Consider the following 24,686-nt stretch of genomic DNA (forward strand, 5'->3'; position numbering starts at 1 on the left):
GCAGGACTGGGTGTGGTCAGGCGCCGAAGACCGCGTCGTACGGGCTCACGTCGCGGGCGATGCTGACTCCCTGGACGTGGGAGGTCTTGAGCATCGGGTAGTTGGCCTCGCCGAAGGCGCCGCCGGTGCGGCCGGTGCCGCCGTGGCTCGGCAGGTACGGCAGGAAGCCGATGTGGGAGTCGTTGACCTTGAGCAGGCCGCCGTTGACCACGCGGCGCACGAAGGTCTCGATGACGTGGTCCGAGCGCGACCACAGGGAGTTGCGCAGCCCGTAGGCGTTGCTGTTGACGAACTGCAGGAAGGACTCCAGCAGGGCGTCGTCGTTGTCGCGTTCGGCGACCACGATCGGGATCAGCGGGAAGAACGTCTCCTCGCGGACCACGTCGTAGGTCCGGGCCCGGTCCAGGCCGTCCACCCGCACCACCGTCGGCTGCAGGAAGACACCCGTCTCGGAGACCGTGCCGTCGACCTCGGTGCGGTTGCCGCCGGTGACCAGCTCGGCGCCGTTGTCCATCGCCTGCCGCAGCAGCCGGAAGAAGCGCTCGCTGCGCCGCACCGGCGACAGCAGCACGTCCTCCTCCTCGGGCAGGCCCGGCCTGATGCCCTTGACCTGCTCCTTGACCTCCGCGATCAGCGCCTCGGCGATCTCGGGGTGGACGAGCACGTAGTTGGGCACCATGCAGATCTGCCCGGAGCCGTAGAACGACTCGGTGATGGCCTCGGCCGCCCACTTCACGTCGGCGTCCTTCCACACCACGATGCCGTCGTTGCCGGCGAGTTCGAGGATCGGCTTCTTGCCGTGGGCCACGCACTGCTGCTCGAAGCGCAGGCCCTCCTGGCTGCCGCCGATGTAGAAGATGTCGTTGATCAGCGGGTCGGCGATCCAGCGGTCCATGGTCTGCTTCGGGTTGGAGCACACCGCGTTGAGCACACCGGCCGGCGCGTCGATCTCCTCCAGCAGCGGGGCGACGACGTCCCGCAGCAGCCACATGGTGGACAGCGCGATGCTGCGGGGCGCCCGCACGACGACGGCGTTGCCGGCCATCAGCGCCAGCACGCACAGGGCGGCGCTGGGCAGCGGGGCGTTCTGCGGCGGGTTGAAGGCGACCACGCCGTCCGGCTGCCGGTGCAGGATCAGCTTGCGGCCGTTGTACTCCTTCTCGACCCGCATCTGCTTCAGGTACCAGCGCAGGGAGCCCGGGGAGTAGATCTGCAGCAGGCAGCTCAGTTCCCAGCGGGCCAGCTTCACGGGGTGGGACTCGGCGACCAGCATCCGCAGGAACTCGTCCTGGTGCTTGATCAGTTCTTCGCGGAAGCGGGTGCCCAGCTGCATCCGCCGCTCCAGCGGTACGGCCGCCCAGTCGGGGGCGGCCGCGGCGGCCGCCTGGGTGGCCAGGTCGATGGCGGAGTCGTCCGCGATCGCGCAGCGCCCGACGACATAGGGGTGCTTGGCCGCGTCGGATTCGGGGTCCTGTTCGAGCGAGCGCTTCAGGCTGACGCTCGTGAAAACGTCTTCCAGCAGGGAGCGCCCGCTGACGGTGTAGACCCACCCGTCCCCGGCGACGTCCTTGCCCGCGATGTAGAGGTCGTAACTCTTCAATCCGGAAGGTGCCTCAGCACTCTCCTCCTGCGCGGCTTCGCGAAGCATCTTCAGCCTTTCGGATATGGCGTGTGGATTTCTTGAAGCAATGCGAGCCTGACAGCGGAATCTGACCCCGCGCTGACACGTGACTGACCGCGCCGATCAAGCCACGGGAGCGCTCTCTGGGCTGTCAGCGGGGCGTCAGCCGGCCTTGCTTGCATGACCGCATGCCACCTGTCGACAGCACGATCCAGCGGTTGCGCGATCTGCCGCGCAGTGAACTCGCCGAAGAAATCGAGTCAATCGTCCTGAAGAAATTCAAGGCCGTACTGCTCATGGACGATTCCGAGGATCTCCCCCTCGACGTCAGCTATTTCGATCTCGGCCTCACCTCGCTGCGGCTGACCGAGATACGACAGAGCCTGGAGCAGCTCCTGGACCTGTCGATCAACGTCAACGTGCTCTTCAACGAGCCGACGATCGCCCACCTCGTGGACCACCTGACCCAGGCCATCCAGGAAGCTTGAGGAGTCGCTCCATGCCGCGTACGGAATCAGAGCAGGCGCCCGAGCCGGTAGCGATCGTCGGAATCGGTCTGCGGTTCCCCGGCGGCAGCGGCTCGCCCGACGAGTTCGACGCCTTCCTGCGGGAGGGTCGCAGCGGAATCGGCCCGATCCCCCGGGACCGCTGGGACGTCGACGCGTTCACGCCCGAGGGCCCCGACGACAAGGGCAAGATCCGCGCCTCGGCCGGCGGGTTCCTGGACCGCATCGACCTGTTCGACGCCGGCTTCTTCAACATCTCCCCGAAGGAAGCCCGGTACATGGACCCCCAGCAGCGGCTGCTGCTGGAGACCGCCTGGCAGGCCCTGGAGCACGCGGGCATCGACCCGGCGCCGCTGCGCCGCGGCAACGGCGGCGTGTACATCGGGGCCAGCTCCATCGACTACGCACTCGAACTGGACTCGCTGCCCTACGAGGAGCTGGACGGCCATCTGGCGTCCGGCATCACCATGTTCCCGCTGTCCGGCCGCCTCTCCTACTTCCTCGGCTGGCGCGGCCCGAGCATGAGCGTCGACACGGCCTGCTCGTCCTCGCTGGTCGCGCTGCACCTCGCGGTGCAGGCGCTGCGCGCCGGCGAGAGCGACATCGCGCTGTGCGGCGGCGTCAACGCCCTGCACCACCCGCGCATCCCGGTGATGTTCTCCAACGCGCAGATGCTCTCCCCGGACGGGCAGTGCAAGACCTTCGACGAGGCCGCCGACGGCTACGCGCGCGCCGAGGGCTGCGGCATCGTCGTCCTCAAGCGGCTCACCGACGCCGAGCGTGACGGCGACCGGATCCTCGCCCTGGTGCGCGGCACCGCCGTCGGCCAGGACGGCGACAGCGCCGGTCTGACCGTGCCCAACGGCCCCGCCCAGGAGAAGGTCATCCGCAGCGCGCTGGCCGCCGCCCACCTCGCACCCGAGGACATCCAGTACGTCGAGGCGCACGGCACCGGCACCCCGCTCGGCGACCCCATCGAGTTCGGCGCCATCGGCGACGTGTTCGTCGACTCCCACACCAAGGACCGGCCGGTGCTGGTCGGTTCGGTGAAGACCAACCTCGGTCACATGGAGCCCGCCTCCGGCATCGTCGGCGTCATCAAGACCGTGCTGCAGCTGCGCGCGGGCACGATCTACCCGCACATCAACCTCAACACCCCCTCGGGGCGCATCCCCTGGGACCTCTACCCGGTCCGGGTCCCGACGGCCTGCGAGCCCTGGGAGGCCGACGTCCGGCGCGCGGTCGTCAACAGCTTCGGCTTCGCCGGGACCATCGGCGCGGTCGTGCTGGAGCAGGCGCCGTCCGTGCCGGTCGAGCAGCCTTCCGAGGGCGGGGCCGCACCGGTGTTCACCCTGTCCGCGAAGAACGCCGGCGCCCTGCGTGAACTGGCCGCCAAGTACCGGAAGTTGGTCGAGGAGCAGCCCCTGTCGGCGCTCTGCCACAGCGCCAACACCACCCGTACCCACCACCCCTACCGCATCGCCGCCCCCGTCGCCGACCGCGCAGCCCTCGCCCGGTTCCTGGACCAGGCCGCCGAGGCCGAGCACGAGGGGCCCACCGGCATCCGCAAGACCGCGTTCATGTTCACCGGCCAGGGCTCCCAGTACGCCGGCATGGGCGCCGCCCTCTACGCGGCCCTCCCCGTCTTCCGCGCCCAGGTCGACGCGTGCGACCGGCTGTTCGCCGAGCGCCTCGGCCGCTCGGTGCGCGAGCTGCTGCTCGGCACCGCCGCCGACCCCGAGGCGATCGACCGCACCGAGTACACCCAGCCCGCCCTGTTCACCCTGGAGTACGCCCTCGCCCAGCAGTGGATGGCCTGGGGCGTGCGCCCCAACGTACTCGTCGGGCACAGCATCGGCGAGGTCGTCGCCGCCGCCGTGGCCGGCCTGTTCAGCCTGGCCGACGCGGTCACGCTGGTCGCCGCCCGGGCCCGGCTGATGCAGGCCGTGCGCACCGAGGGAGGCATGGCCGCCGTCGCCGCCCCCGTCGAGGAGGTCGCCCCGCTGCTGGAAGGCCGCGCCGACCTGGCCCTGGCCGGGGTCAACGCCCCCGACCAGACGGTGATCTCCGGTGCCACCGCCGCGCTGGACGAGGTCGTGGGCATCCTGAAGGACAGGGGCGTCCGCGTCGACCGCCTCAAGGTCTCGCACGCCTTCCACTCCCCGCTGATGGCCGAGGTCTACGACGACTTCCGCGCCGCCCTCGACGGCATCACCTTCCACGAGCCGAAGATCAGCCTCATCTCCAACGTCACCGGACGCCTCGCCCGGTTCCGCGAGATCGGCGACCCCGACTACTGGGTGCGGCACATCGGCGAACCCGTCCGCTTCCTCGACGGCATCCGGGCCGTCGCCAAGCGCGGCCGGCACGCCCTGATCGAGGTCGGCCCGCAGGCCGGGCTCACCGCGCTCGCCCGGCGCGGGATCACCGTCGAGGACCACCTGTGGCTGGCCAGCCTGCGCCGCCGCGACACCACCACCACGACCACCCTCACCGCACTCGCCGACTACTACGCGGCAGGCCTCGGCGTCTCCTGGACCGACTACCACGCCGGTCACCCCGCGCCCGCCCGCGTGGACCTGCCGACGTACGCCTTCCAGCGCAAGCGCTACTGGCTGCCCACCGCCACGCCCCGCAGGGCAGCTGCGAACGGCACCGCCCGGCACCTGCTGCTCGGCGTCGAGGAGCGGTTCGCCAGCGGAGTGCGGGAGTTCAACGCGGAGTTCACCACCGAGGAACTCGGCGCACTCGCCGACTTCGCCGACGGCGGCCGTACCGTCCTGCCCGCCGGCGCCTACGTCGACCTGCTGCTCGCCGTGCAGGACGCGGTCCAGGGCCACGCCCGCTCCGCCGTCCGCGACCTGAAGCTGCTCGCCCCGCTGGAGCTGCCCGCCGAGACCGTGACCGCGCTGACTACCCGCTGGCGGCCGCGCCCCGGCGGCGGTGCCGAGGTCGAGGTGTTCACGGTCGTCGGCGGCGAGGAGAACCTGCACGCCACCGCCGTCGTCGCCGCCGACCGCGAACCCCTGGTCCCCGTCTCCGAGCTGGCCGAGCTGGACGCCACGCTGGCCCCGGCCGGACAGCAGATCGACGACGAGGACATCTACACCGACCTCGCCTCCGTCGGCCGCCCGCAGGGCCCGAGGATGCGCCTGCTGCTGCGCGCCGCCCGGCACGGCGACGGCCTGGTGACCGGTGAGCTGACGGGCCGCGACGCCACCGCCGTCGAACACGTCCCGGCGGAACTGCTGGAGGCCGCCGTCCAGGCCCTGGTCGTCCTCGACCCCGAGGGCCCGGTGTTCGTGCCGCGCGAGATCGCCTCCGTACGGCACTTCCGCAAGCCGCGCGGTGAGAACCTGCGGGTCCTCGCCCGGGTCCGCGGCGAGCAGGACCGGCGCCTGGCCGACGTGCTGCTGCTGGAGAACGGCGATCCGGTCGCCGAACTGCTCGGCGTCCGCATGGCCCGGCCCGAGGGCCGCGGTGGCCGCCGCCAGTTCCTGCACCGCCCCGACTGGGTGCGCCGGGCGCTGCCCGCCAAGGAGCACGCACCGGCCCGGCACGTCGTCCTGCTCGACCCGTCCGCGGTCCGCGCCGCCGAACTCGCCGCCGAGCCCGGTCTGAAGGTCACCTGGCTGCCCGACCTCACCGACCTCAAGGCCGCCCTGGAGGACCCCACCGTCACCGACGTCTGCCGGATCTGGCGGCAGCGCCCGGCGCCGATGTCCGACGGCCGGCTGCGCGTGGAGTGCGAGGACAACTACCGCGAACTCCTCACCCTCGTCGGCGCGCTGGACGCCTCCGGCGCCGCGCGGCCGCCCCGGCTGTGGCTGGTCACCGAGGGCGCCCAGTGGCTGCCCGGAGACCCGGCCGGCGACGGCGGGCACCTCGGCGCCGCCACCCTGTGGGGCTTCGGCCGGGTGCTGCTGACCGAGTACCCGCAGTACCGGACGACCCTGGTGGACCTCGCGCCGGGCAGCGGCCTCGCCCCGCTCGCGGACGAGTGGCGAGGCGAGCCGCCCGGCGAGTACCAGATCGCCCACCGCCCCGGCCGCCGCTATGTGCGCCGGCTGCTCGCCGGTGACTCGACGCTCACCTGGACCGGAGGCTTCGAACTGCGCGCCCCCGACTCCGGTGACCTGTCCGACCTGGCCCTGGCCTCGGTCAGCGAGCGGGCGCCCGAGGCCGAGGAGGTCCAGGTCCGCGTGCACACCGTCGGCCTGACCGCCGAGGACGCCCGCACCGCCCTGGACACCGGACGCGCCGAACGCGCGGAGGAGGAGGGCGTGGAGGAACCGCCGCCGCTGCTCGGCCAGTTGGCCCGCGGCACGGTCCTCGCCGCCGCCGACGGCACCGGCTTCGCGGCCGGTGACGAGGTCCTCGTGCGGCACGACGGCACCTTCCGCTCCACGCTCACCGTGCCCGCGCCGGCCGTCGTCCACGCCACCGGCTCCGACGACAGCGCGCCCCGCTTCCGGCTGGACGAGACCGGCGAGGCCCTGCGCACCGCCCTGTCCGACCCCGCCGGACGCGCCTGGGTGACGCTCCCCGAGGACCCGGCCGAGGAGCAGACCGACCAGGTCGACGAGGGCCCGGCCGGACTCCGCGCCGACCGCACCTACCTGGTCACCGGCGGCCTCGGCGGCCTCGGCCTGGTCACCGCCCGCAAGCTGGTCGCGCTCGGCGCCCGGCACCTGACCCTGGTCAGCCGCAGCGGCCGGGCCACCGAGGAGGCCTCACCGGTCCTCGCGGACCTGGCCGCCGACGCCGAGATCGATGTCGTACGCGCCGACATCTCCCGCTCGGAGGACGTCCAGCGCCTGGTGCGGCACCTCGCGGCGGGCCCGTACCCGCTCGGCGGGATCGTGCACGCGGCCGGCTCCTACGACAAGAAGCTGATCTCCGAGCTGACCTGGGAGTCGATCGACGCCCAGCTGGCGGCGAAGGCGTACGGCGGCTGGCTGCTGCACGAGGCGGCCGAGGAGTCCTTCCCCGAGCTGGAGTTCTTCGTCACCTACTCCTCCATCGCCTCCGTCCTCGGCGGCGCGACCCAGGGCCACTACGCCGCCGCCAGCGCCGGGCTCGACGCACTCGCCGAGTGGCGGAGCCGCCGCGGGGTGCCGGGGCTCTCGGTCAACTGGGGCGCCTGGGCCCGGGTCGGCATGTCGGCCCGCCTGGAGGAGCACCTCAGCCAGGAGATCGAACGCAGCGGCGTCCGCTTCTTCTCCCCGACCCGGGCCCTGGACACCCTGGCCCGGCTGTGGGGGCGGCCGCGCACCCAGCGGATCGTCGGCGAGTTCGACTGGGACCGCTATGTGGCGGGCAGCGTCACCGGCGACCTGTTCTACGACCGGCTCGCCCGGCAGACCTCCGACGACGACGGCACCGGCCTCGACCTCACGGCACTGGCCGCGCTGCCCGGGGCCGAACGCCTGGCCGCCGTCACCGGCGTGGTCCGCGAGAAGGTCGGCGCCGCCCTGCACCTGGAGGAGGGCGACGAGCTGGACGGGTCCACCGAGTTCGTGTCGCTGGGCCTGGACTCCCTGATGGCCCAGCAGGTCAAGGCCGCACTGGAGCAGACCTTCCGGCTGCCCCTGCCGGCCTCCCTCACCCACGACCACCCCACGGTCCGTGCGCTGGCCCAGTTCGTCGACGGTCAGCTCGCTCCGGTACCGGCAGCGTGACAGAGCTGGGGGGCGTCCTCGACAGGGACGCCCCCCAGGGACGGGAACCCACCATGACTGACATACCGAGGGAGCGCTGGACGCTCCACCACTCCTCCCGGGCCCACGCCGGAAGCCGCCCGGACCACCCGGCGATCATCTGCGAGGGCCGCGTCACCACCTACGACAAGCTCCACCGCGACAGCAACCGCGCCGCGCACGCCCTGCACACCAGCGGGGTCAGGCGCGGCGACCGGGTCGCCTACCTGGGGCGCGAGTCGGCCAACTACTACCTGGTGATGATCGCCTGCGCCAAGGCCGGCGCGGTCCTGGTGCCGGTCAACTGGCGGCTCACCCCGCACGAGGTCGACCACATCCTGCGTGACTCCGGCGCCGCCCTGATCTTCGTCGACGACGAGTTCTGGGACACCGTCGCCACCGTCCGCCACCAGCTGCGCGGACTGCGCAGGGTGATCCGGGTCGACGGCACCGACGCCGACGGCGAACCCGCCCGCGGCGCGGGCCTGCCCGCCTGGGCCGCCGACCAGCCCGACACCGACCTCGCGCCCGGCACCGGCCCGGACGACGCGGTCGTCCAGATCTACACCAGCGGCACCACCGGCCTGCCCAAGGGCGCGGTCCTCGCCCACCGCAGCTTCTTCACGCTGCCGCACGCGAGCCGCGAGCGGGGCGTGGACTGGATCGACTGGCTGCCCGAGGACGTCGCCCTGATCTCCCTGCCGGGCTTCGGCGTGGCCGGCATCGGCTGGTTCCTGCACACCTTCAACGCCGGCGGCACGAACGTGATCATGCCGCAGTTCGACCCGCAGGAAGCGGTACGGCTCATCCGCGCGCACGGGGTCACCACCACCTTCGCCGCCCCGGCCATGCTCCAGGCGATGGCGGCCGAACGCGGCGCGGGCCCCGAGGCGTTCGCCTCCTTGCGCAAGATCGCCTACGGTGCCGCCCCCATGTCCGAGACACTGCTCAAGCAGTGCCTGGAGACCTACCGCTGCGAGTTCGCGCAGATCTACGCCAGCACCGAGACCGGCAGCGTCGCGGTCTGTCTCCCGCCCGAGGCGCACCACCCCGGCAGCACGGTCCTCACCTCGGTCGGCAGGCCCTGCCCCGGCAACGAGGTCAAGGTGATCGACCCCGACGGCGAGACCCTCCCCGCCGGCGCCATCGGCCAGATCTGCGTCCGCGCACCCTCCCGGATGCTCGGCTACTGGAACCTGCCCGAGGCCACCGCCCGCACTCTGGTGGGGGAGTGGCTGCACATGGGCGACGCCGGCTACCTCGACGCGGACGGCTATCTCCACCTGTGCGACCGCATCAACGACACGATCATCGTCGCCGGGCAGAACATCTACCCGGCCGAGGTCGAGAAGGCGCTCGCCGCGCACCCGGCCGTCGCCGACGCGGCCGTCGTCGGCCTCCCCGACGACCGCTGGGGCGAAAGCGTGCACGCGGTGGTGGTCCTCAGGCCCGGCACGACCGCCACACCCCGCGAACTCCTGCTGTCCCTGCGGGGCCACATCGCCGACTACAAGATCCCGGGCACGTACCACTTCGCCGAGTCCCTCCCGCGTAACCCGTCGGGCAAGATCCTGCGCCGCGCGGTGAGGGAGCAACTGACAGCGCCGACCAGGGACGTACTGAGGGCAACGGTCGTCTGACAACACCGATCAGCTTCGGAAAGGAAATTGACCCATGCCTTCCAACTCCGCTGGCGGCAACCCCCCAGGGGCGCGGGGCCGTGCTGATATGCGGCTCCGCCGCGGGGCGCGAGCAACGACAACGAACCCGCAGGCCGCAGACGATGCGAACCCCCCTTTGCAGATCGGCATCCTCCTCCCCACCCGAGAGCAAGCGATCAACGGCACCTACGCGGCAGCCCCGCTGCTCGACTTCGCCAGAACCGCGGAAGCGCTCGGCTTCGACTCCTTGTGGGCCGGGGACTCCCTGACCGCCCGCCCCCGCCTGGATCCCCTGGTCGTGCTGTCGGCCGCGGCCGCCGCCACGAACCGCATCACTGTCGGCACCGCGGCCCTCACCCCCGCCCTGCGCCACCCCCTCATCGGCGCCAACATGATCGCGAGCCTCAGCCATGTCGCCGCCGACCGGCTGATCCTCGGCCTCGGCTCGGGCTTCCCCATGCCGGAGACCGAGGAGGAGTTCGCCTCGGTCGGCGCCTCCTTCCAGGGCCGCGTCGGCCGCCTGGACGAGATCACCGCCCTGTGGCGGACGGCGTGGCGGTCGGGCGAAGAGGGCGAACCGGCCGAGTTCCAGGGGAAGTTCTGGCTGGCGGAGAACCTGGACCGGCTCCCCTCGCCCGCGATCCCGGGCGGCCCGCCGCTCTGGCTGGCCGGCAGCGACACCCCCAAGGTCCTGGCCCGCGTGGCGACCCGCTACGACGGCTGGCTGCCCTTCCTCCCGGACGTCGACGCCTACGCACGCGCCCGCCGTCGTATCGCCGAACTCGCCGAGGAGGCGGGCCGGGGAGCCGACGCGGTCGTCCCCGCGCTGTACGCCACCGTCACGGTCAACGCCAGTGAGAGCGCGGCCAAGGCCGAACTGGAGCACTACATCAGCCACTACTACGGCCGCTCCCTGGAGCAGATGAGCAGCATCCAGGCCTACGCCTGGGGCAGTGCCGAGAAGTGCGCCGAGTGGCTCGGCGGTTACGTCCGCGCCGGTGCCCGGCACCTGGTCGTACGGATCGGATCCCTGGACCCCGAGCCGCAGTTGAAGGAGATCGCCGAGGTGCTGCTGCCCGCGGTACGCGCCCTCGGCCCGTCCACCACCGTTGGGAGTACGCAGTCGTGACCACCGCCATCGGCACCGTCGGCAGCCAGATGTCCACCGAGGGGCACTGGTTCCACCCCGTGGACCCCTCGCCCGACGCCTCCATCCGGCTGTTCCTGCTGCCCCACGCGGGCAGCGGCGCCATCATCTACCGCGACTGGGAGAGCCTGCTGCCCCCGGACATCGCGCCGCAGGCGGTGACCCTGCCCGGCCGCCACAACCGCCGGGAGGAGACGACCTACGAGAACTTCTGGCCGCTGCTCGACGCCCTGCACGAGGCGGTCCTGAACGACCTGGACGAGCGGCCGTTCGCCTTCTTCGGCCACTGCCTCGGCGCCCAGCTGGCGTTCCGGCTGGCGATCAGGATGGAGGCGGAGGGCGGGCCGGCTCCGGTGATGGTCGGCATGTCCGGCTGGTCGCCCGTGGGCTTCTTCCAGCCGACGGAGGAGCAGAGCCGGATGCCGGAGCCCGAACTGGTCGAGTGGATCAAGAAGTTGGGCTCGTTCCCGGCCGAGATCTACGACAATCCCGAGATGCTCGCGCTCGTCGTGCCCGCACTCCGCGCCGACCTCAGGGTCGCCGGGGACTACGAGGACGACGGCGCCGGCGTCACCTGCCCGCTCGCCTCCTACGGCGGCCGCAGCGATCCGCTGCAGGAGGCCCCCGACGCCATGACCCACTGGGCCGGGCGCACCCCCGCCTACCTCGGCCACAACGAGTACGAGGGCGGCCACTTCTACATCGACACGCACGCCCAGGCCGTCACCGCGCACTTCGCGCACCGACTGCAGCGGACCGTGGCCAAGGCCGCGGGCTGAGCCCGAACACCGCGTCAGCGCCGTGTCAGCGGGGCGCGGGACAGTGGCCCGATGACTGTGTTCCGGGCGCTGTCCCGCGCCCCGCAGTGCGTCGCGGACCCGCGCGGCCCGCAATCGACCGGCACGAAACGACCTAGGGAGGGTCGTCCATGACCACCGAAGCGGAACTGACCGGCAGCGCGGCTTCGGCCGCACCGCCACCGGACATCGAGGAGGCCGCCGGAGCACCCGCCTGGGGCGCGCTTCTGGTCGTGCTGGCCGGCCTGTTCATCACCAACCTCGACTTCTTCATCGTCAACGTGGCCATCCCCTCGCTGCAACAGGGGATGCACGCCACCTCGGCCGAGATCCAGCTGGTCGCGGCCACGTTCAACATCGGTCTGTCGGCCATGCTGATCACCGGCGGCCGGCTCGGCGACCTCTACGGCCGCCGGCGGATCTTCTCCATCGGCCTGGCCCTGTTCACGCTGGCCTCACTGGCCTGCGGCATCGCGCCGAACATGGGCGAGCTGATCGCGGCGCGCGCGGTGCAGGGCGCCGCGGCCGCGCTGGTGATCCCGCAGGTCCTCGGCATCCTGACCACGACGTACGCGGGCAAGGCCCGGGTCGCCGCGTTCAACGCCTACGGTCTCACCCTCGGCGCCTCGGCCGTCTTCGGGCAGCTGATCGGCGGCCTGCTGATCAAGGCGGACGTGTTCGGCTGGGACTGGCGGACCATCTTCCTGATCAACGTGCCGATCGGCGCCGTCGTCCTGCTGCTGACCCCGAAGCTGGTGCCCGAGTCCCGCGCCGACGGCCACACGGGCCTCGACCTGACCGGTGTGGTCCTGGTGACCGCCGGGCTCACCGCCGTCGTGCTGCCGCTGGTCGAGGGTCGCGAGCAGGGCTGGCCCACCTGGACCTGGGAGTGCCTGGTGGCCGCCGTACCGCTGCTGGCCGCCTTCTGGTACACCCAGCGCCGCAAGGCGGCCCGCGGCAGGTCGCCGCTGGTCAACCCGAGCCTCTTCGAGGACCGCGCGTTCGGTGTGGGCGTGGTCTCCCTGCTGGTGTTCTTCGCCGCGATGGCCTCCTTCTTCCTGGTCCTCGCGCTGTATCTGCAGGAGGGCCGCGGTCAGTCCGCGCTGCGGTCCGGGCTGCTGTTCATCCCGCTCGGCCTCGGCTTCTTCGTCGGCTCGGTGCAGGCGCCGAAGGCCGCGGCCAAGCTGGGCAAGCAGGTGCTGGCCCTGGGCGCCCTGCTGCTGGCGGCGGGTGACCTGGCGCTGGCCGAGACCGTGTGGCACCTGGACAGCAGCGGTTCCGTGGCCTGGTGCATCCCGGCCATGGTGCTCGGCGGGTTCGGCATGGGCTTCGTCGTCGCCCCGCTCACCTCGCTGGTCCTGGAGGGGGTGGCCCCGCACCACGCGGCCGCCGCGTCCGGTGTCTTCTCCACCGCCCAGGAGATGGGCAACGCCATCGGCATCGCGGTGATCGGCGTGGTCTTCTTCAGCGCGGCCGGGCACCGGATCGACGCCCACTCCTACGGCCACGCCTTCGGCACCAGCCTGCTGGTCCAGGCCGGGTTCTGCGTCCTGGTGGCGGCACTGGTGCAGCTGCTGCCGCGCAGGGCGGAGGCCTCCTGAGCCTTCGGGCAAGGGGCAGACACAAGATCTCACCCGACGGGCACACGGAAGCAAAGAGTCCGTGTGCCCGTCAGTGGTGTATCAGAAACAGGTCAGTCACCTCGTCCACGATGGCCGAAACAACCAGCCCTGTTTCAGCCGACCAACGGAGGACACCGTGGCCGAATCCTGCGAACCTCTCCCAGCCTGGCCGATGCCCCGCTCCTGCCCGTACGCGCCCCCGGACGCCTACGAAGGTCTGCGCAAGGACCCCCCGCTGAAGGTGCGCATACGCGGCGGCGAGGCCTGGCTGGTCACCCGGCACGCGGACGTCCGTCAGGTGCTCAACGACAACCGCTTCAGCGCCGACGACCAGCAGCCCGGCTTTCCGATCCGGATCCAGCTGCCGCCGGAGCCCGGTGTGATGTCGTTCAACCGCATGGACGACCCCGAGCACGGCCGGCTGCGCCGGATGGCGATGACCGAGTTCACCGCCCGCCGTACCCGCGCCCTGCGCCCCGAGGTCGAACTCCTCGTCGGGCAGCTGCTCGACGAGCTGGAGCAAGGGCCGAACCCGGTCGACCTGGTGGAGAACTTCGCCGTCCGGCTGCCGTCGCTGGTGATCGCCCGCATGCTCGGCGTCCCGGAGGAGGACGAGGCGACGTTCACCGAGCAGAGCCGGGTCATCCTCTCCCAGGACGCGACGCCCGAGGAGACGTACGGCGCGTTCGTGGAGATGACCCGGTTCCTGGACCAGCTGGCCGCCCAGCGCACCGCGGAGCCGCAGGACGACCTGATCAGCCGGCTGGCCACCCGCTATGTGGCGACCGGCGAGCTGAGCCACCAGGAACTCGTCGCCATGGCCCGGTTCTTCCTGGTCGCCGGGCACGAGACCTCGGCCCACCAGATCAGCCTGAGCGTCCTCAGCCTGCTGCGCGACCCGGCCCAGCTGGCCGAACTCCGCGCCGACCCCGCCCTGTTCAAGCCGGCCGTCGAGGAACTCCTGCGCTACTGGTCCATCTCGCAGGACAACCAGGTGCGGGCCGCGGTGGCCGACGTCGAGCTGGGCGGGGCACACATCCACAAGGGCGAGGGCGTGATCGTGGCGATCCCCGGCGCCAACCACGACGAATCGGTCTACCCCGACCCGGGCCGCCTCGACATCCACCGCAACGCCTCCGGCCACCTCGCCTTCGGCTTCGGCGCGCACCTGTGCCCCGGCGCCTCGCTGGCCCGCATGGAGCTGGAGGTCTGCCTGAGCCTCCTCTTCGCCCGCTTCCCCGGGCTCCGCCTGGCCGTCCCCCTCGACGACGTGCGCTTCCGCGAGAACACCCTCGTGTACGGCCTGGAGGAACTCCCCGTCACCTGGTGACGGCCGCTCACCCGCGGGTGACAGGAGGGCCGTGCCCCCACCACGGCCCCGCCCCCCACGCTGCCGGCCGCCCGCCCGCGGCCCCCGTCAGCCCGCGATCAGCATCGGGTCAGTCTTCCTGGGCAAGGTCATTACTCACCACCGACTCACACGGGCCCTTGCGGGGACCCGTGTCAGCGCTGTGTCAGGGGCACCGCCCGAAGGTGGCGTACGTCGTCAGAGCACAACCCGGAGGCAAAGATCCCTCTTCTGCGCGTCCCCCAGGCCCGCCCCCTTCACCGTGTCCCACACAGAAAGAGAGTCGGTGCCGAGGATCACCTTTGCCCCCGAACACGGAGGACGAACATGTCGCTCGCGGACCACACCGACATCCTGGACTGGCCCTTCGCACGGACCGAGGACGGCGACCCACCGCCCCTGCTGGCCGAGTTGCGCAAGGCACCCCCCTGCGCGGTGCGCATCCCGGCGGGAGCCGCGGAGTCACGACTGGCCTGGCTGGTGACCCGGTATGCCGACGTACGCCAGGCCCTGGCCGACCCGCGGCTGAGCGCCGACGAGACCTTACCCGGCGCCCCCGTGCGCTTCCAGGTGCCGCCCGAGGGCAACCCCAGCTCGTTCCTTCGCCTGGACGACCCCGAGCACGCGCGGCTGCGCGGCATGATCCAGACCGAGTTCACCGCCCGCCGCGTCAAGCGGCTGCGCGAGCCGGTCCAGCGGCTGGTGGACGAGCTGCTGGATGAACTGGCCGCCCAGCCGCAACCCGCCGACCTGCACGCCGTGTTCTCCCGGGCACTGCCCACCCTCGTCATTGCGCGATTACTCGGTGTCCCGGAGGAGGACTCCCCGTTCTTCGTCGAGAAGACCCGCGTCACCATGTCCCAGGAGGACCCGGCCGTCGCCCAGGCCGCCTTCGTCGAGATGTCCGAGTACCTCGTCAAGCTGGCGCTGCGCAAGCTCACCGACCCCGGGGACGACCTGATCAGCAGACTCGCCGTCAACCACCACGCGACCGGCGCCCTCACCCTGGACGAACTCGTCGGCATCGCCCGCCTCGTACTGGTCGCGGGCCACGAGACCACCACCAACCAGATCGCCCTGAACGTCCTCGCCCTGCTCCGCGACGACGAGCTGCGCGCCCAGGTCGCCGCCGACGACGGCGCGATCATTTCGGCATTTGTCGAGGAGTCGATGCGGTACTGGTCGATCTCCCAGGACGCCATGGTCCGCCTCGCGATCGAGGACATGGAACTCGGCGGCGTGGCGATGGAGAAGGGCGACGCCGTCGTCATCTCGGTGCCCGCCGGCAACCACGACGAGTCCGTCTTCGCCTGCCCGCACCGCATCGATCCGCACCGCGACACCAGCGGCCATCTGCAGTGGGGCTTCGGCCCGCACTACTGCCAGGGCGCCCCGCTGGCCCGGCTCGAGATGGAGCTGGCCCTGCGCTCCCTGCTGCGCCGCTTCCCGGACCTCCGACTCGCGGCCGACCCGCGCACGCTGTTCCGCCGCGGGACGGTCTTCCACGGGGTGACCCATCTTCCCGTGACCTGGTGACCGGAGGAATCCGCCGGTGTACCGGAGGTTCTCGCCCGGCACACACCGACTGCAGCGCCTCGGGACGCTCCGCACCGCCGTGCTCGGCAGGCGATTCCTCCCCCGGCCTGAGCGCTGTTCATGGTGGCAGCTTCGCGCCCTCGGTGACCGTGCTCGTGGTGGCCCGGATCGCCCAGGGCGCGTCCGCCGCGCTGATGGTGCCGCAGGTTCTGGGGATCATCGGCACGGTGTATACGGGCGAGGCCGCGACCGCGCCTTCAATGTCTAGGGCCTGGTCATCGGACTCGCCGGATTCTTCGGCCAGTTCATCGGCGGCGCGCTGATCTCGGTCGACGTGGCCGGCCTGAGCCGGCGCACGATCTTCCTGATCAACGTCCCGCTGTGCCTGCTCTCCCTCGCCTTCGTCCCGGCAGCAGGCTGATCACCTACGAGGGCGCGGCGCACGGCATGTTCGCGACCCACGCGGACCGGCTCAACGCCGACCTGCCGGCGTTCGTCAAGGAGTGACGCCCGTCGCGACCACCGCGTCCGGCCCCTGTGACCGACAGGACCCAGGGGCCGGACGTTCGCGTTCCCGCCCCTGCGTGCCGCGTCAGCGTCGTGTCAGCCCCGCGACAGCGCCCCTCGGCAGAGTGGAGATCGCCGCGCCGCCGGGCGCACAGCCGGCCCGGTCCGCGGGTGCCGTCCGACGAAGGAGTACGCCCCTCATGGCAGACACCGCAGCCCCGGCTCCCACCCGGGCCCTCGTCCTGGGCAACCCCGCTTCCGGCAGCCACTCGCCCGAACTGGTCCAGGAGGTACGCCAGTTGTGCGCGTCCTGCCTGGAGCGCGCCGAGGTGCACCTCACCACCGGACCGGGCGACGCCACCGTCGCCGTGCGCCGGGCACTGCAGCGGCCCACCGGGGCGCCCGACCTGATCGTCGTCATCGGCGGCGACGGCACCGTCCGCGAAGCCGTACAGGGCCTTGTGCCCGTCACCGGCGACGCCACCCTCGCGGTGGTGCCCGGCGGCACCGGCAACTCCGGCTACAAGATGCTCTGGGGCGAGCGGCCCTGGAGCGAGTCCCTGAAGGCGGTCCTGACCGACAACGGCATCGGCGGCAGCGCCCGGCTTCGCCGGCTGGACCTGGCCCGCCTCGCCGAGACCCGCAACTACGTCTATCTGGGTGCCTGTTCGGGCGTGATCGCCGACGCGCTGATCACCGCCCGGGAGCTGCCCCTGACCGGACGGGAGCGCTACGCCCGCGCCTTCGCGGACACGGCCGACGGCTACCCGCCGTACCCGGGCCGGGTCACCGTCGACGGCCGGGTCGTGCACGAGGGCCCCACGGTCCTCGCCAACGTCGGCGGCGGCCGGTACCGCGGCGGCCGGTTCCAGGTGCTGCCGGACTCGCTGCTCGACGACGGACTGCTCGACGTCTGTGTCATCGGCGGCGGGATCGCCGCGGCCGACGTGCCCGAACTGACCCTGAACGCCGCGCACATGGACCACCCGGCGACCGTGTACGCGCGCGGCCGCAGGATCACCGTCGAGCGCACCGACGGCCTCCGGCTGCCGCTGGAGCACGACGGCGAGTACCAGCACGGGATCGGCGCCTCGGCCACCTTCGAGGTGCTCCCGGGAGCCCTCCCGGTCTGGGCGCCGGCCATCCCCTGAAGCCCGTACGAAGCCACCTGTCAGAAGAACAAGTCAAGCAAGTCACAGAGGAGAACGCCCGCATGAGCGACCTGACCACCACCGTCTCCCGTTACCTCGACATCTGGAACGAGGCGGACGCCGACAAGCGCGCCGCGGCCATCGCCGAGCTGTTCACCACCGACGCCCCGTACATCGACCCGCTCGCGGCGGTCGAGGGCCACGAGGGCTTCGGGGCCGTGGTGGCCGGTGCCCGCGACCAGTTCAAGGGCCTCGCCTTCGAGCTGCACGGCGCCGTCGACGCCCACCACGGCCAGGCCCGCTTCCAGTGGGGCCTGGTGACCGAGCCGGGCGCCGAGCCGATCGCGATCGGCTTCGACGTGATCGTCACCGACGCCGAGGGCAAGATCAAGGCGGTCTACGGCTTCCTCGACAAGGTCCCGGCCGCCTGAGCCACACCCCCAACACCGCGGGAGCACCGGGGCGACGGTGCTCCCGCGGTGGTGTTCCCACCCGTGACGCACGCACGGCAAGGAAGGTAGTCGCCTCATGACCGCTGTCCTCGGGGAGAGCGTCGCCCGGGCACTGTGCGCCGACTGGGCCGAGCAGGCACACACCCTGCCCCGGGCCGGCCGCGGCCGCGCGCCCGCCGACACCCCGTTGCGCGAACTCTCGCACTGGGCCGCGACCCTGCGCCCGCAGCACATCCCGTGCCGGGTGCTGAAGCTCGCCGCGAGCCAGGTGCTGTCGCAGATCGCCTCCATCCGGGCCGGTCTCCAGCACCCCCTCGGCAGAAAGCTGGTGGCCGCCTTCGGGCACCCCATGCAGCGCGACCCGCGGCAGGCCGCCGGCGTCTTCGCCGCGCTCGGCTCCTGGCTGAACCTGGACGACACCGCGTACGCCGGGCACCTGTCCAACTCCACGGTCGCGGTCCCGCTCGCCTTCGCCTACGCCCGCCGGCTGGACGGGCTCTCGCTGCTCACCGCGGTGGTCGTGGCCAACGAGTGCGCGGCCCGCATCACCGCCTCCGCGACCCTCGGCCCGCTGCGCGGCCAGAGCGCCGTGCACACCCATCTGGCCGGCGCGGTCGCGGGCCGCCTGCACTGCGACCGGGCTTCCGCCTCCCTCTTCGAGAACTCCTTCGGGCTGGCCTTCGCGATGCCCAACTGGCCGCTGATGCGCGCCTTCCTCGCCAGTGACGCCCGGCTGTTCAACACCTTCACGCCGGTGCGCACCGCGATGGACGCCTGCGACGCGGCGTACGCGGGGTTGCGCGGGGCGCCCGACATCATGGAGCACAGGGACGGCTTCCTGGCCCGGTTCGCGACCGTGCCGCTGCCGCAGGCGGTGGCGAAGGGTCTTGGCCGCCGCTGGCACACCGACACGCTGTCGTTCAAGATGCACCCCGGCGGGCCCGGCATCGACGCCGCGGTGGACTGTGCCGCCGAGATCCACCGGGAACTCGGCCCGGTCAGGCCCGAGGACGTGGCCGAAGTGGTCGTCGAGGCCTCCCTGTACACGCTGTTCGCGGGGGAGCGGGCCGCCCAGTACGTCACCGGGCCCGGCTCACCGCTGGGCGCGCTGGTCCTCGACGTGCCCTACCCCGTGGCCACCACCCTGCTCACCGGCGAGTTCTCGGTGGACGACTTCTCCGCGCCGTATCTGGACGACCCCGACCGCTGGGCGCTGGCGAAGCGGATCCGGCTGGAGCACGACACGGAGATGACCCGCGAACTGTTCCTGTCCGACGCGCCGTTCGGCGAGGCCGTGCGGGAGGCGGGGGAGCTGGCCGTGCCGTGGCTGCGCGGCTTCGGCGGCGACGAACTCGTTGACCTGATCGGCGCGTTGCAGGCCGACGACCGGGACTTCTCCCGGTCCACCAAGGCCACCGGCGCGCGGGTCACCGTACGGCTGACGGACGGCCGTACGGTCTCCCGCACCCGGCTGATCCCGGTGGGCGCCGCCGGTCCGGAGACCCGGGCGGGCCACGCCGACCTGGTGCGGGAGAAGTTCCTGTCGCTCGGCGGCTCCCAGCAGGTGGCCGACACGGTCGACCGCCTGCACCGGATGCGCCCGCGGGCGGTACGCCGCTGGATCGAGACGGCGTTCCTGGACTGACAGCGCCGCCGCACGGTGCGTCAGGCGCCGTGCGACATCGTCTCGTCGGTGCACACGAGGTGGATCGTCAGGTCGGCCGGGCCGGCATCCTGCCCCAGCACGCCGTAGGGGAGGAACCGCCGAGTGGTCTTGCGCACGGCGAGGATCCAGCCGGTGGCGTGGTCGTTCGGCCGGTTCTCGATGACGTCGGCCGGTACCTCGGAGAGCTTGGTGCCGGTCTTGGCGGTGAGGACGTACCCACCGCTCTCGACGTGCTGCATCCCGGGGCAGAACACCTCGTGACGGCTGCCGTCGGCACCGCCGTGGATGACGGGCGCGGCCGTGTGCTGCGGGGGCTGCGGTTCCGCGGCGGTCGGTGCGGCGGCACAGCAGAGCAGGATCAGGGCGCCAGCGGTCACGGCGAGGGGCGTGCGTGTTCCCGGCATGGTGAGACTCCTCGGAAGAGCGAAGGGGACGGGTTCGGCTCATTGGAGCCCGCTGCCTTTCACCGGGCCGCGCTAAACACGCAGCGTTACCGCCCAACGGGGTAAAACGGTCAATCTTTCGAGCAGACGGTATGAAATCGCTACGGTGTGTGATTGGGTAAGCGCATTCCGTCACTCTACGTGGTCGCCCCATGCTGCCTCATGCCGCCCGCGGCGCCGCGTGTTCCCACGAGGAGTCCCATGTCCCGCAGAGGGATCCCCCGCAAGGGGAGGTGGACGTTCGCGGCCGGCTGTGCCGCGCTCGTTCTGTCCGTCACCGCACCCGCCGCGCTCGGCTCCACCTCGTCCGCCACGCGCGACTTCGGCCCCCGGCCGGGGCCCGTGCGCATCTCCCGCGAACAGATCGCGAAGGAAGTCCGCCCCGAGGAGGTCAAGGCCCTCGGCCGGGCCCGCGCCGAGAACCTGGCCCGGGACCGCATCGGCCTGCGCGCCGTCGACCGCGGCTACCCGCAGCCGATGCGCAACCGCAGCCTGAAGGAGCACACCGACTCGCAGACGGCGACCAACGCGGCGTTCGACCCGGCGACGTACGGGAAGTTCGCCCAGTACATCGACAGCCCGGACTACGGCGACCACGTCGCACTGCTCCCCACCGGCAAGGTCCTGCTGTTCTCCTTCGAGGCCGTCGAGGACAGCCCGAACAAGGAGACGGCGCCCACCGAGGTCATCGGCCGTGACAACGCGGGCCGCGCCTACGTCTGGACCCCACCCGAGAACGGCACGGGCACCGGCACCTTCAAGGCCGTACCACCGCCGGTCCTGAACATGGACGACGGCACGGACGAACCGCGCCCCGCCCCGATCTTCTGCGCCGGACACTCCTACCTGCCCAACGGCATGGTCGGCATCTTCGGCGGCAACCTCGGCGGCAACCACGGCACCGGCGCCCACCTCGCCCTGGTCTTCGACCCCTGGACCGAGACCTGGCACCAGCAGAAGGACATGGCCGAGGGCCGCTGGTACCCGTCGGTCGTCACCGGCGCCGACGGCCGGCAGTTCATCACCTCCGGCCACGGCGACATCGGCTGGGGCAAGCTCTCCCAGTCGATCGAGCGCTTCCCGGCCAAGAACACCGCGGTGTCGTACGACCCGTCGACCACCCCGGTCGATCAGGCACTCGACAAGTGGCCGGTCAAGGCCGAGTACTCGACCGACTACCCGCACCTGTTCTCGCTGCGGGACGGCAGGATCTACGGCTTCGGGCGCACCTACAACGAGCAGTACGTCTTCGACCCGCAGACCGAGACCGAGCAGCCGCTGCGCGACCGCCCCGGCGGCGGCATGCGCAACTACGGCTCCGCGGTGGCCCTGCCGAACAACACCCCGGGCAACGGGCCGGACTCCGTCCTGATCCTCGGCGGTGACCGCAACGACTCGAAGACGTACAAGTTCTCCGGCGGCCGCTGGACCGAGGACAGCGCCCGCGCCTTCGGCCGTACCCAGGACGACACGCTGATCTTCCCCGACGGCCGGCTGTTCACCGTCAACGGCGGCTACGACATCCGCAACTACGGCAACGGCGACTACAACCCCAACGCCGACGACAAGTGGCGGCAGACCGAGATCCGCAGCTTCGACGGCACCTGGCGGACCGGCCCCAGCCAGCGGCTGCCGCGCGGCTACCACTCCAACGCGGTCATCCTGCCCGACGGCCGCATCATGATCACCGGCGACGAGCTGCAGGAGATCGCCAACAACAAGGACATCAAGTCCGGCAACAACGGCACCATCGAGATCTTCGAGCCGCCGTATCTGCACCAGGGCGGCGAGCGGCCCGGGCTGCGCACCGTACCGGACGGGCCGATCGGGTACGACACCGACTTCCAGATCGACACCACCAACTCCAGGCTGGCCCGCAAGGCGGTGCTGATGGCGCCCATCACCTCCACCCACTCAGTCGACACGAGTCAGCGCCGCATCGAGCTGCGGATCAATGCACGGGCCGGCAACACGCTGGACCTGCAGAGCCCACAGTCCGTCAAGGACGCCCCGCCCGGCTACTACCTGCTCTACGTCCTCGACGACCGAGGTGTCCCCAGCATCGGCAGGTGGGTGCAGCTGCGCCCCGGCGCCTGACCGTCCCCGTTCCGTCCCCTGCCGCCGGACTCCCGGGCGGGCCGGTCCACGGGCCGCCCGGGGCCGTCCGGTCACCGAATTCCGTCCCCGTCCCCACACCGATCAAGGGAGCCCCCATGACGCTGCGCGACAGCACCGAGATCCAGGGCGACATCCTCGCCGGATTCAAGAAAGACCACATGACCCTGCTCTTCCTCCGCTTCGGCGACGCGGCCGCCGCCCGGAGCTGGCTGAAGGACCTGGTCCCGCAACTGGCCACGACCCAGCAGGTCGCCGCCTTCAACGCCAAGTTCAGCGAGGCCCGCCATAACTCGATGGGCTCCGACCCGGCCATGAGAGCCACCTGGCTGGGCCTCAGCCTCACCTATCCGGGCCTGACGCAGCTCACCGGCAAGCAGGACCTGCTGCCGGAGAACGAGGGCATCGACGCGGTCGGCGCCTTCGTCCAGGGTGCCGCCCGCCGCGCCCGGCCCCTGGGCGACGTCGACAACAACGAGCCCGCCAACTGGCTGTTCGGCGCCGACCACAACCAGGTCACGCACGCCGTGCTCACCGTCGCCGCCGACGACAAGGACGACCACGACAAGGCGCTCACGCGCCAGACGGATGCGGCCACGCGGGCCGGCATCGTGATCGTCCACGCGCAGCTCGGCGCCACCCTGCCCGAACCCCGGCGCGGCAAGGAGCACTTCGGCTTCAAGGACGGCGTCAGCGAACCGAACGTGGAGGGCATCGAGGAGAAGCCCGAGCCAGGCGCCCGGCTCCTGTCCGCCGACTTCTTCGTCCTCGGTGCCACGGGCAGCGCCCTGCCCGAGGGGGTGCCCGAGTGGATGCGCAACGGCTCCTTCCAGGTCGTACGACGGCTCGGCCAGGACGTGCCCGGCTGGTGGGCGCAGGTGGGCACCGAGCTGAAGAAGCTGAAGGACGCCAAGGTCGTGGGGCCGAAAACGTCGGTGGAATGGCTCGCCTCCCGCCTGGTCGGCCGCTGGCGGTGCGGCGCGTCGGTCCACAACCACCCCGACGCCACACGGGACCCGATCATCGACAACCCGAGCATCAAGCCGGACAACGTCATCAGCTACACGAACGACCCCAACGGCGTGATCACCCCCCTCTTCTCCCATCTGCGCAAGACCAATCCGCGCGACGGGCTGATCGACGGGGAACCGGTGGACGAGAAGGAGTTCCTCGACCGGCGCCGCATCATCCGCCGCGGCATTCCCTACGGCGCCCCGTTCGACCCCGCCTCCCCGGGCGGCGGCCCCGACGAGGAGCGCGGCCTCGTCTTCATCTGCTACCAGGCCGACCTGGTCGACCAGTTCGAGTTCATGCAGCGGAACTGGGTCAACACCCCCGACTTCCCGCCCGGCCGCACCCCCAAGCCCGGCCCGGACCCGATGGTCAGCGGCGCCCTGAGCAAGATCGGGGACGGTGACGTCTCCTTCGAGACCGATGCCGGCGGCGGCAAAACCACGATCACCACGCTGCACTTCCGGCCCTTCGTGCACACTGAGGGCTCGCTCTACGCCTTCACCCCCTCGATCTCCACCCTGCGCAGCCTCGGCGAGGGCCGCCTGGACGGCGCGGCGGTGGCGGGCGGCGGCCGGACCACGACTGAGACCCAGCAGCCCAAGCCGCAGCCGCAGGTCCGGCCCGGCCCGGTCGACGAGATCCTGCCCTGGCTGGACGTCGAGGGCCGGTACTGGGTCTTCTCCGGCAACAAGGTCTGGGTCGTGGGCGCCGTCGCCGAGGAAGTGGACCAGCTCACCACTGGCACGGACGACGCCACGGGGATCGTCTTCGGCGACCCCGTGGACCTGTCCACCTGGCCCGCGCTCCAGGGCGTGGAGCGGGTCGACGCGATCTGGCCGGTGCCGGACGAGCAGAGCCTGAACGGCGAGAGCAGCTACTGGCTCTTCCACACCGTGAACGGCACCCAGGTCTACCGGCGGATCTGGATCGCCCTCAACAGCCGCCACACCAGCCGTACCAGCGGCGGCGACATGCCGCTCACGAACTGGAGGACGGCCTTCGGCGGAGGCACCCGCGTCACCCACGTGGACGCGGTGCTGCGGGTGCCCGACATGCTGCACGTGAACGGCAAGTCGCAGTACTGGCTCTTCCACACCACTCCCGCGGGCCAGCGCTACCGGCTCGTCTCCGTCGCCGAGGAGCCGTACCACACGGACAGCCTCGACCGGGACGACCGCGATCTGGCCCGGTGGCAGTCGCTGAACGGCGTCACCAAGGTGGACGCCTTCGGGTTCGTCGTCGGCAAGTACCAGGTCGGCGGCAAGACCTGGTGCTGGGTCCAGCACGACGGCGGCCAGTACCGCACGATCTCCATCGCCGACGGCTTCGGCCACCAGGACACCCTGGTCGGCGACCGCGGCTCCCGCCCGAACACCCCGTGGTTCCGCAGGGGCTGAGCCG

Annotated in this window: 16 protein-coding genes; 14 read left to right on the plus strand and 2 right to left on the minus strand. The window is 71.6% G+C overall.

What is annotated here, in order from left to right; genetic code table 11:
- Window positions 1-16 precede the first annotated feature (16 nt).
- The gene (locus ACFYZZ_RS01130) at window positions 17-1,648 is read right to left on the minus strand and encodes an aldehyde dehydrogenase family protein (protein ID WP_389169883.1); all 1,632 of its coding nucleotides are present in this window, start codon (window positions 1,646-1,648) and stop codon (window positions 17-19) included.
- A gap of 161 nt (window positions 1,649-1,809) precedes the next feature.
- Between ACFYZZ_RS01130 and ACFYZZ_RS01135 the strand changes: the two genes are divergently transcribed.
- The 12 genes from ACFYZZ_RS01135 to ACFYZZ_RS01190 all read left to right on the plus strand — a co-directional run bounded on the left by ACFYZZ_RS01135 (window position 1,810) and on the right by ACFYZZ_RS01190 (window position 19,692).
- Complete coding sequence (locus ACFYZZ_RS01135) at window positions 1,810-2,109, plus strand: acyl carrier protein (RefSeq protein WP_097251870.1); 300 nt, start codon at window positions 1,810-1,812, stop codon at window positions 2,107-2,109.
- 11 nt (window positions 2,110-2,120) lie between these two features.
- Window positions 2,121-7,808, plus strand: coding sequence for an SDR family oxidoreductase (locus ACFYZZ_RS01140; protein WP_389169886.1), 5,688 nt, complete (start codon window positions 2,121-2,123; stop codon window positions 7,806-7,808).
- Between the two features lie 53 nt (window positions 7,809-7,861).
- Window positions 7,862-9,466, plus strand: a complete 1,605-nt coding sequence (locus ACFYZZ_RS01145; protein WP_389169889.1) for a fatty acid--CoA ligase — start codon at window positions 7,862-7,864, stop codon at window positions 9,464-9,466.
- Between the two features lie 157 nt (window positions 9,467-9,623).
- Complete coding sequence (locus tag ACFYZZ_RS01150; protein WP_389169892.1) at window positions 9,624-10,616, plus strand: LLM class flavin-dependent oxidoreductase; 993 nt, start codon at window positions 9,624-9,626, stop codon at window positions 10,614-10,616.
- Window positions 10,617-10,645: 29 nt separating this feature from the next.
- Window positions 10,646-11,413: a thioesterase II family protein gene (locus ACFYZZ_RS01155; RefSeq protein ID WP_389171943.1), complete on the plus strand. Its 768-nt coding sequence runs from the start codon at window positions 10,646-10,648 to the stop codon at window positions 11,411-11,413.
- 149 nt (window positions 11,414-11,562) lie between these two features.
- A complete protein-coding gene (locus tag ACFYZZ_RS01160; RefSeq protein WP_389169894.1) occupies window positions 11,563-13,032 on the plus strand; it encodes an MFS transporter in 1,470 nt (489 codons plus the stop codon).
- Between the two features lie 157 nt (window positions 13,033-13,189).
- On the plus strand, window positions 13,190-14,383 hold the full coding sequence (locus ACFYZZ_RS01165; RefSeq protein ID WP_389169897.1) for a cytochrome P450: 1,194 nt from the start codon (window positions 13,190-13,192) through the stop codon (window positions 14,381-14,383).
- Window positions 14,384-14,728: 345 nt separating this feature from the next.
- Complete coding sequence (locus tag ACFYZZ_RS01170) at window positions 14,729-15,937, plus strand: cytochrome P450 (RefSeq protein WP_389169899.1); 1,209 nt, start codon at window positions 14,729-14,731, stop codon at window positions 15,935-15,937.
- Between the two features lie 381 nt (window positions 15,938-16,318).
- Window positions 16,319-16,444, plus strand: coding sequence for a hypothetical protein (locus tag ACFYZZ_RS01175; RefSeq protein ID WP_389169902.1), 126 nt, complete (start codon window positions 16,319-16,321; stop codon window positions 16,442-16,444).
- Between the two features lie 200 nt (window positions 16,445-16,644).
- Window positions 16,645-17,595 carry a diacylglycerol/lipid kinase family protein gene (locus ACFYZZ_RS01180; RefSeq protein WP_389169905.1) on the plus strand — a complete coding sequence of 317 codons (951 nt, stop codon included), beginning with the start codon at window positions 16,645-16,647 and terminating at the stop codon, window positions 17,593-17,595.
- Between the two features lie 62 nt (window positions 17,596-17,657).
- Window positions 17,658-18,026 carry a nuclear transport factor 2 family protein gene (locus tag ACFYZZ_RS01185; RefSeq protein ID WP_386575725.1) on the plus strand — a complete coding sequence of 123 codons (369 nt, stop codon included), beginning with the start codon at window positions 17,658-17,660 and terminating at the stop codon, window positions 18,024-18,026.
- 97 nt (window positions 18,027-18,123) lie between these two features.
- The gene (locus ACFYZZ_RS01190) at window positions 18,124-19,692 is read left to right on the plus strand and encodes an MmgE/PrpD family protein (RefSeq protein ID WP_389169908.1); all 1,569 of its coding nucleotides are present in this window, start codon (window positions 18,124-18,126) and stop codon (window positions 19,690-19,692) included.
- Between the two features lie 20 nt (window positions 19,693-19,712).
- On the opposite strand, the gene ACFYZZ_RS01195 is transcribed toward ACFYZZ_RS01190, so the two are convergent.
- The gene (locus ACFYZZ_RS01195) at window positions 19,713-20,117 is read right to left on the minus strand and encodes a hypothetical protein (protein ID WP_389169911.1); all 405 of its coding nucleotides are present in this window, start codon (window positions 20,115-20,117) and stop codon (window positions 19,713-19,715) included.
- 240 nt (window positions 20,118-20,357) lie between these two features.
- Here ACFYZZ_RS01195 and ACFYZZ_RS01200 point away from each other — a divergent pair, with 240 nt between their 5' ends.
- A complete protein-coding gene (locus ACFYZZ_RS01200) occupies window positions 20,358-22,253 on the plus strand; it encodes a galactose oxidase-like domain-containing protein (protein ID WP_389169914.1) in 1,896 nt (631 codons plus the stop codon).
- A gap of 116 nt (window positions 22,254-22,369) precedes the next feature.
- The gene (locus ACFYZZ_RS01205) at window positions 22,370-24,682 is read left to right on the plus strand and encodes a Dyp-type peroxidase (RefSeq protein WP_389169917.1); all 2,313 of its coding nucleotides are present in this window, start codon (window positions 22,370-22,372) and stop codon (window positions 24,680-24,682) included.
- Window positions 24,683-24,686 lie beyond the last annotated feature (4 nt).

This window comes from Streptomyces sp. NPDC001816 (assembly GCF_042892235.1).
Classification (GTDB): Bacteria; Actinomycetota; Actinomycetes; order Streptomycetales; family Streptomycetaceae; genus Streptomyces.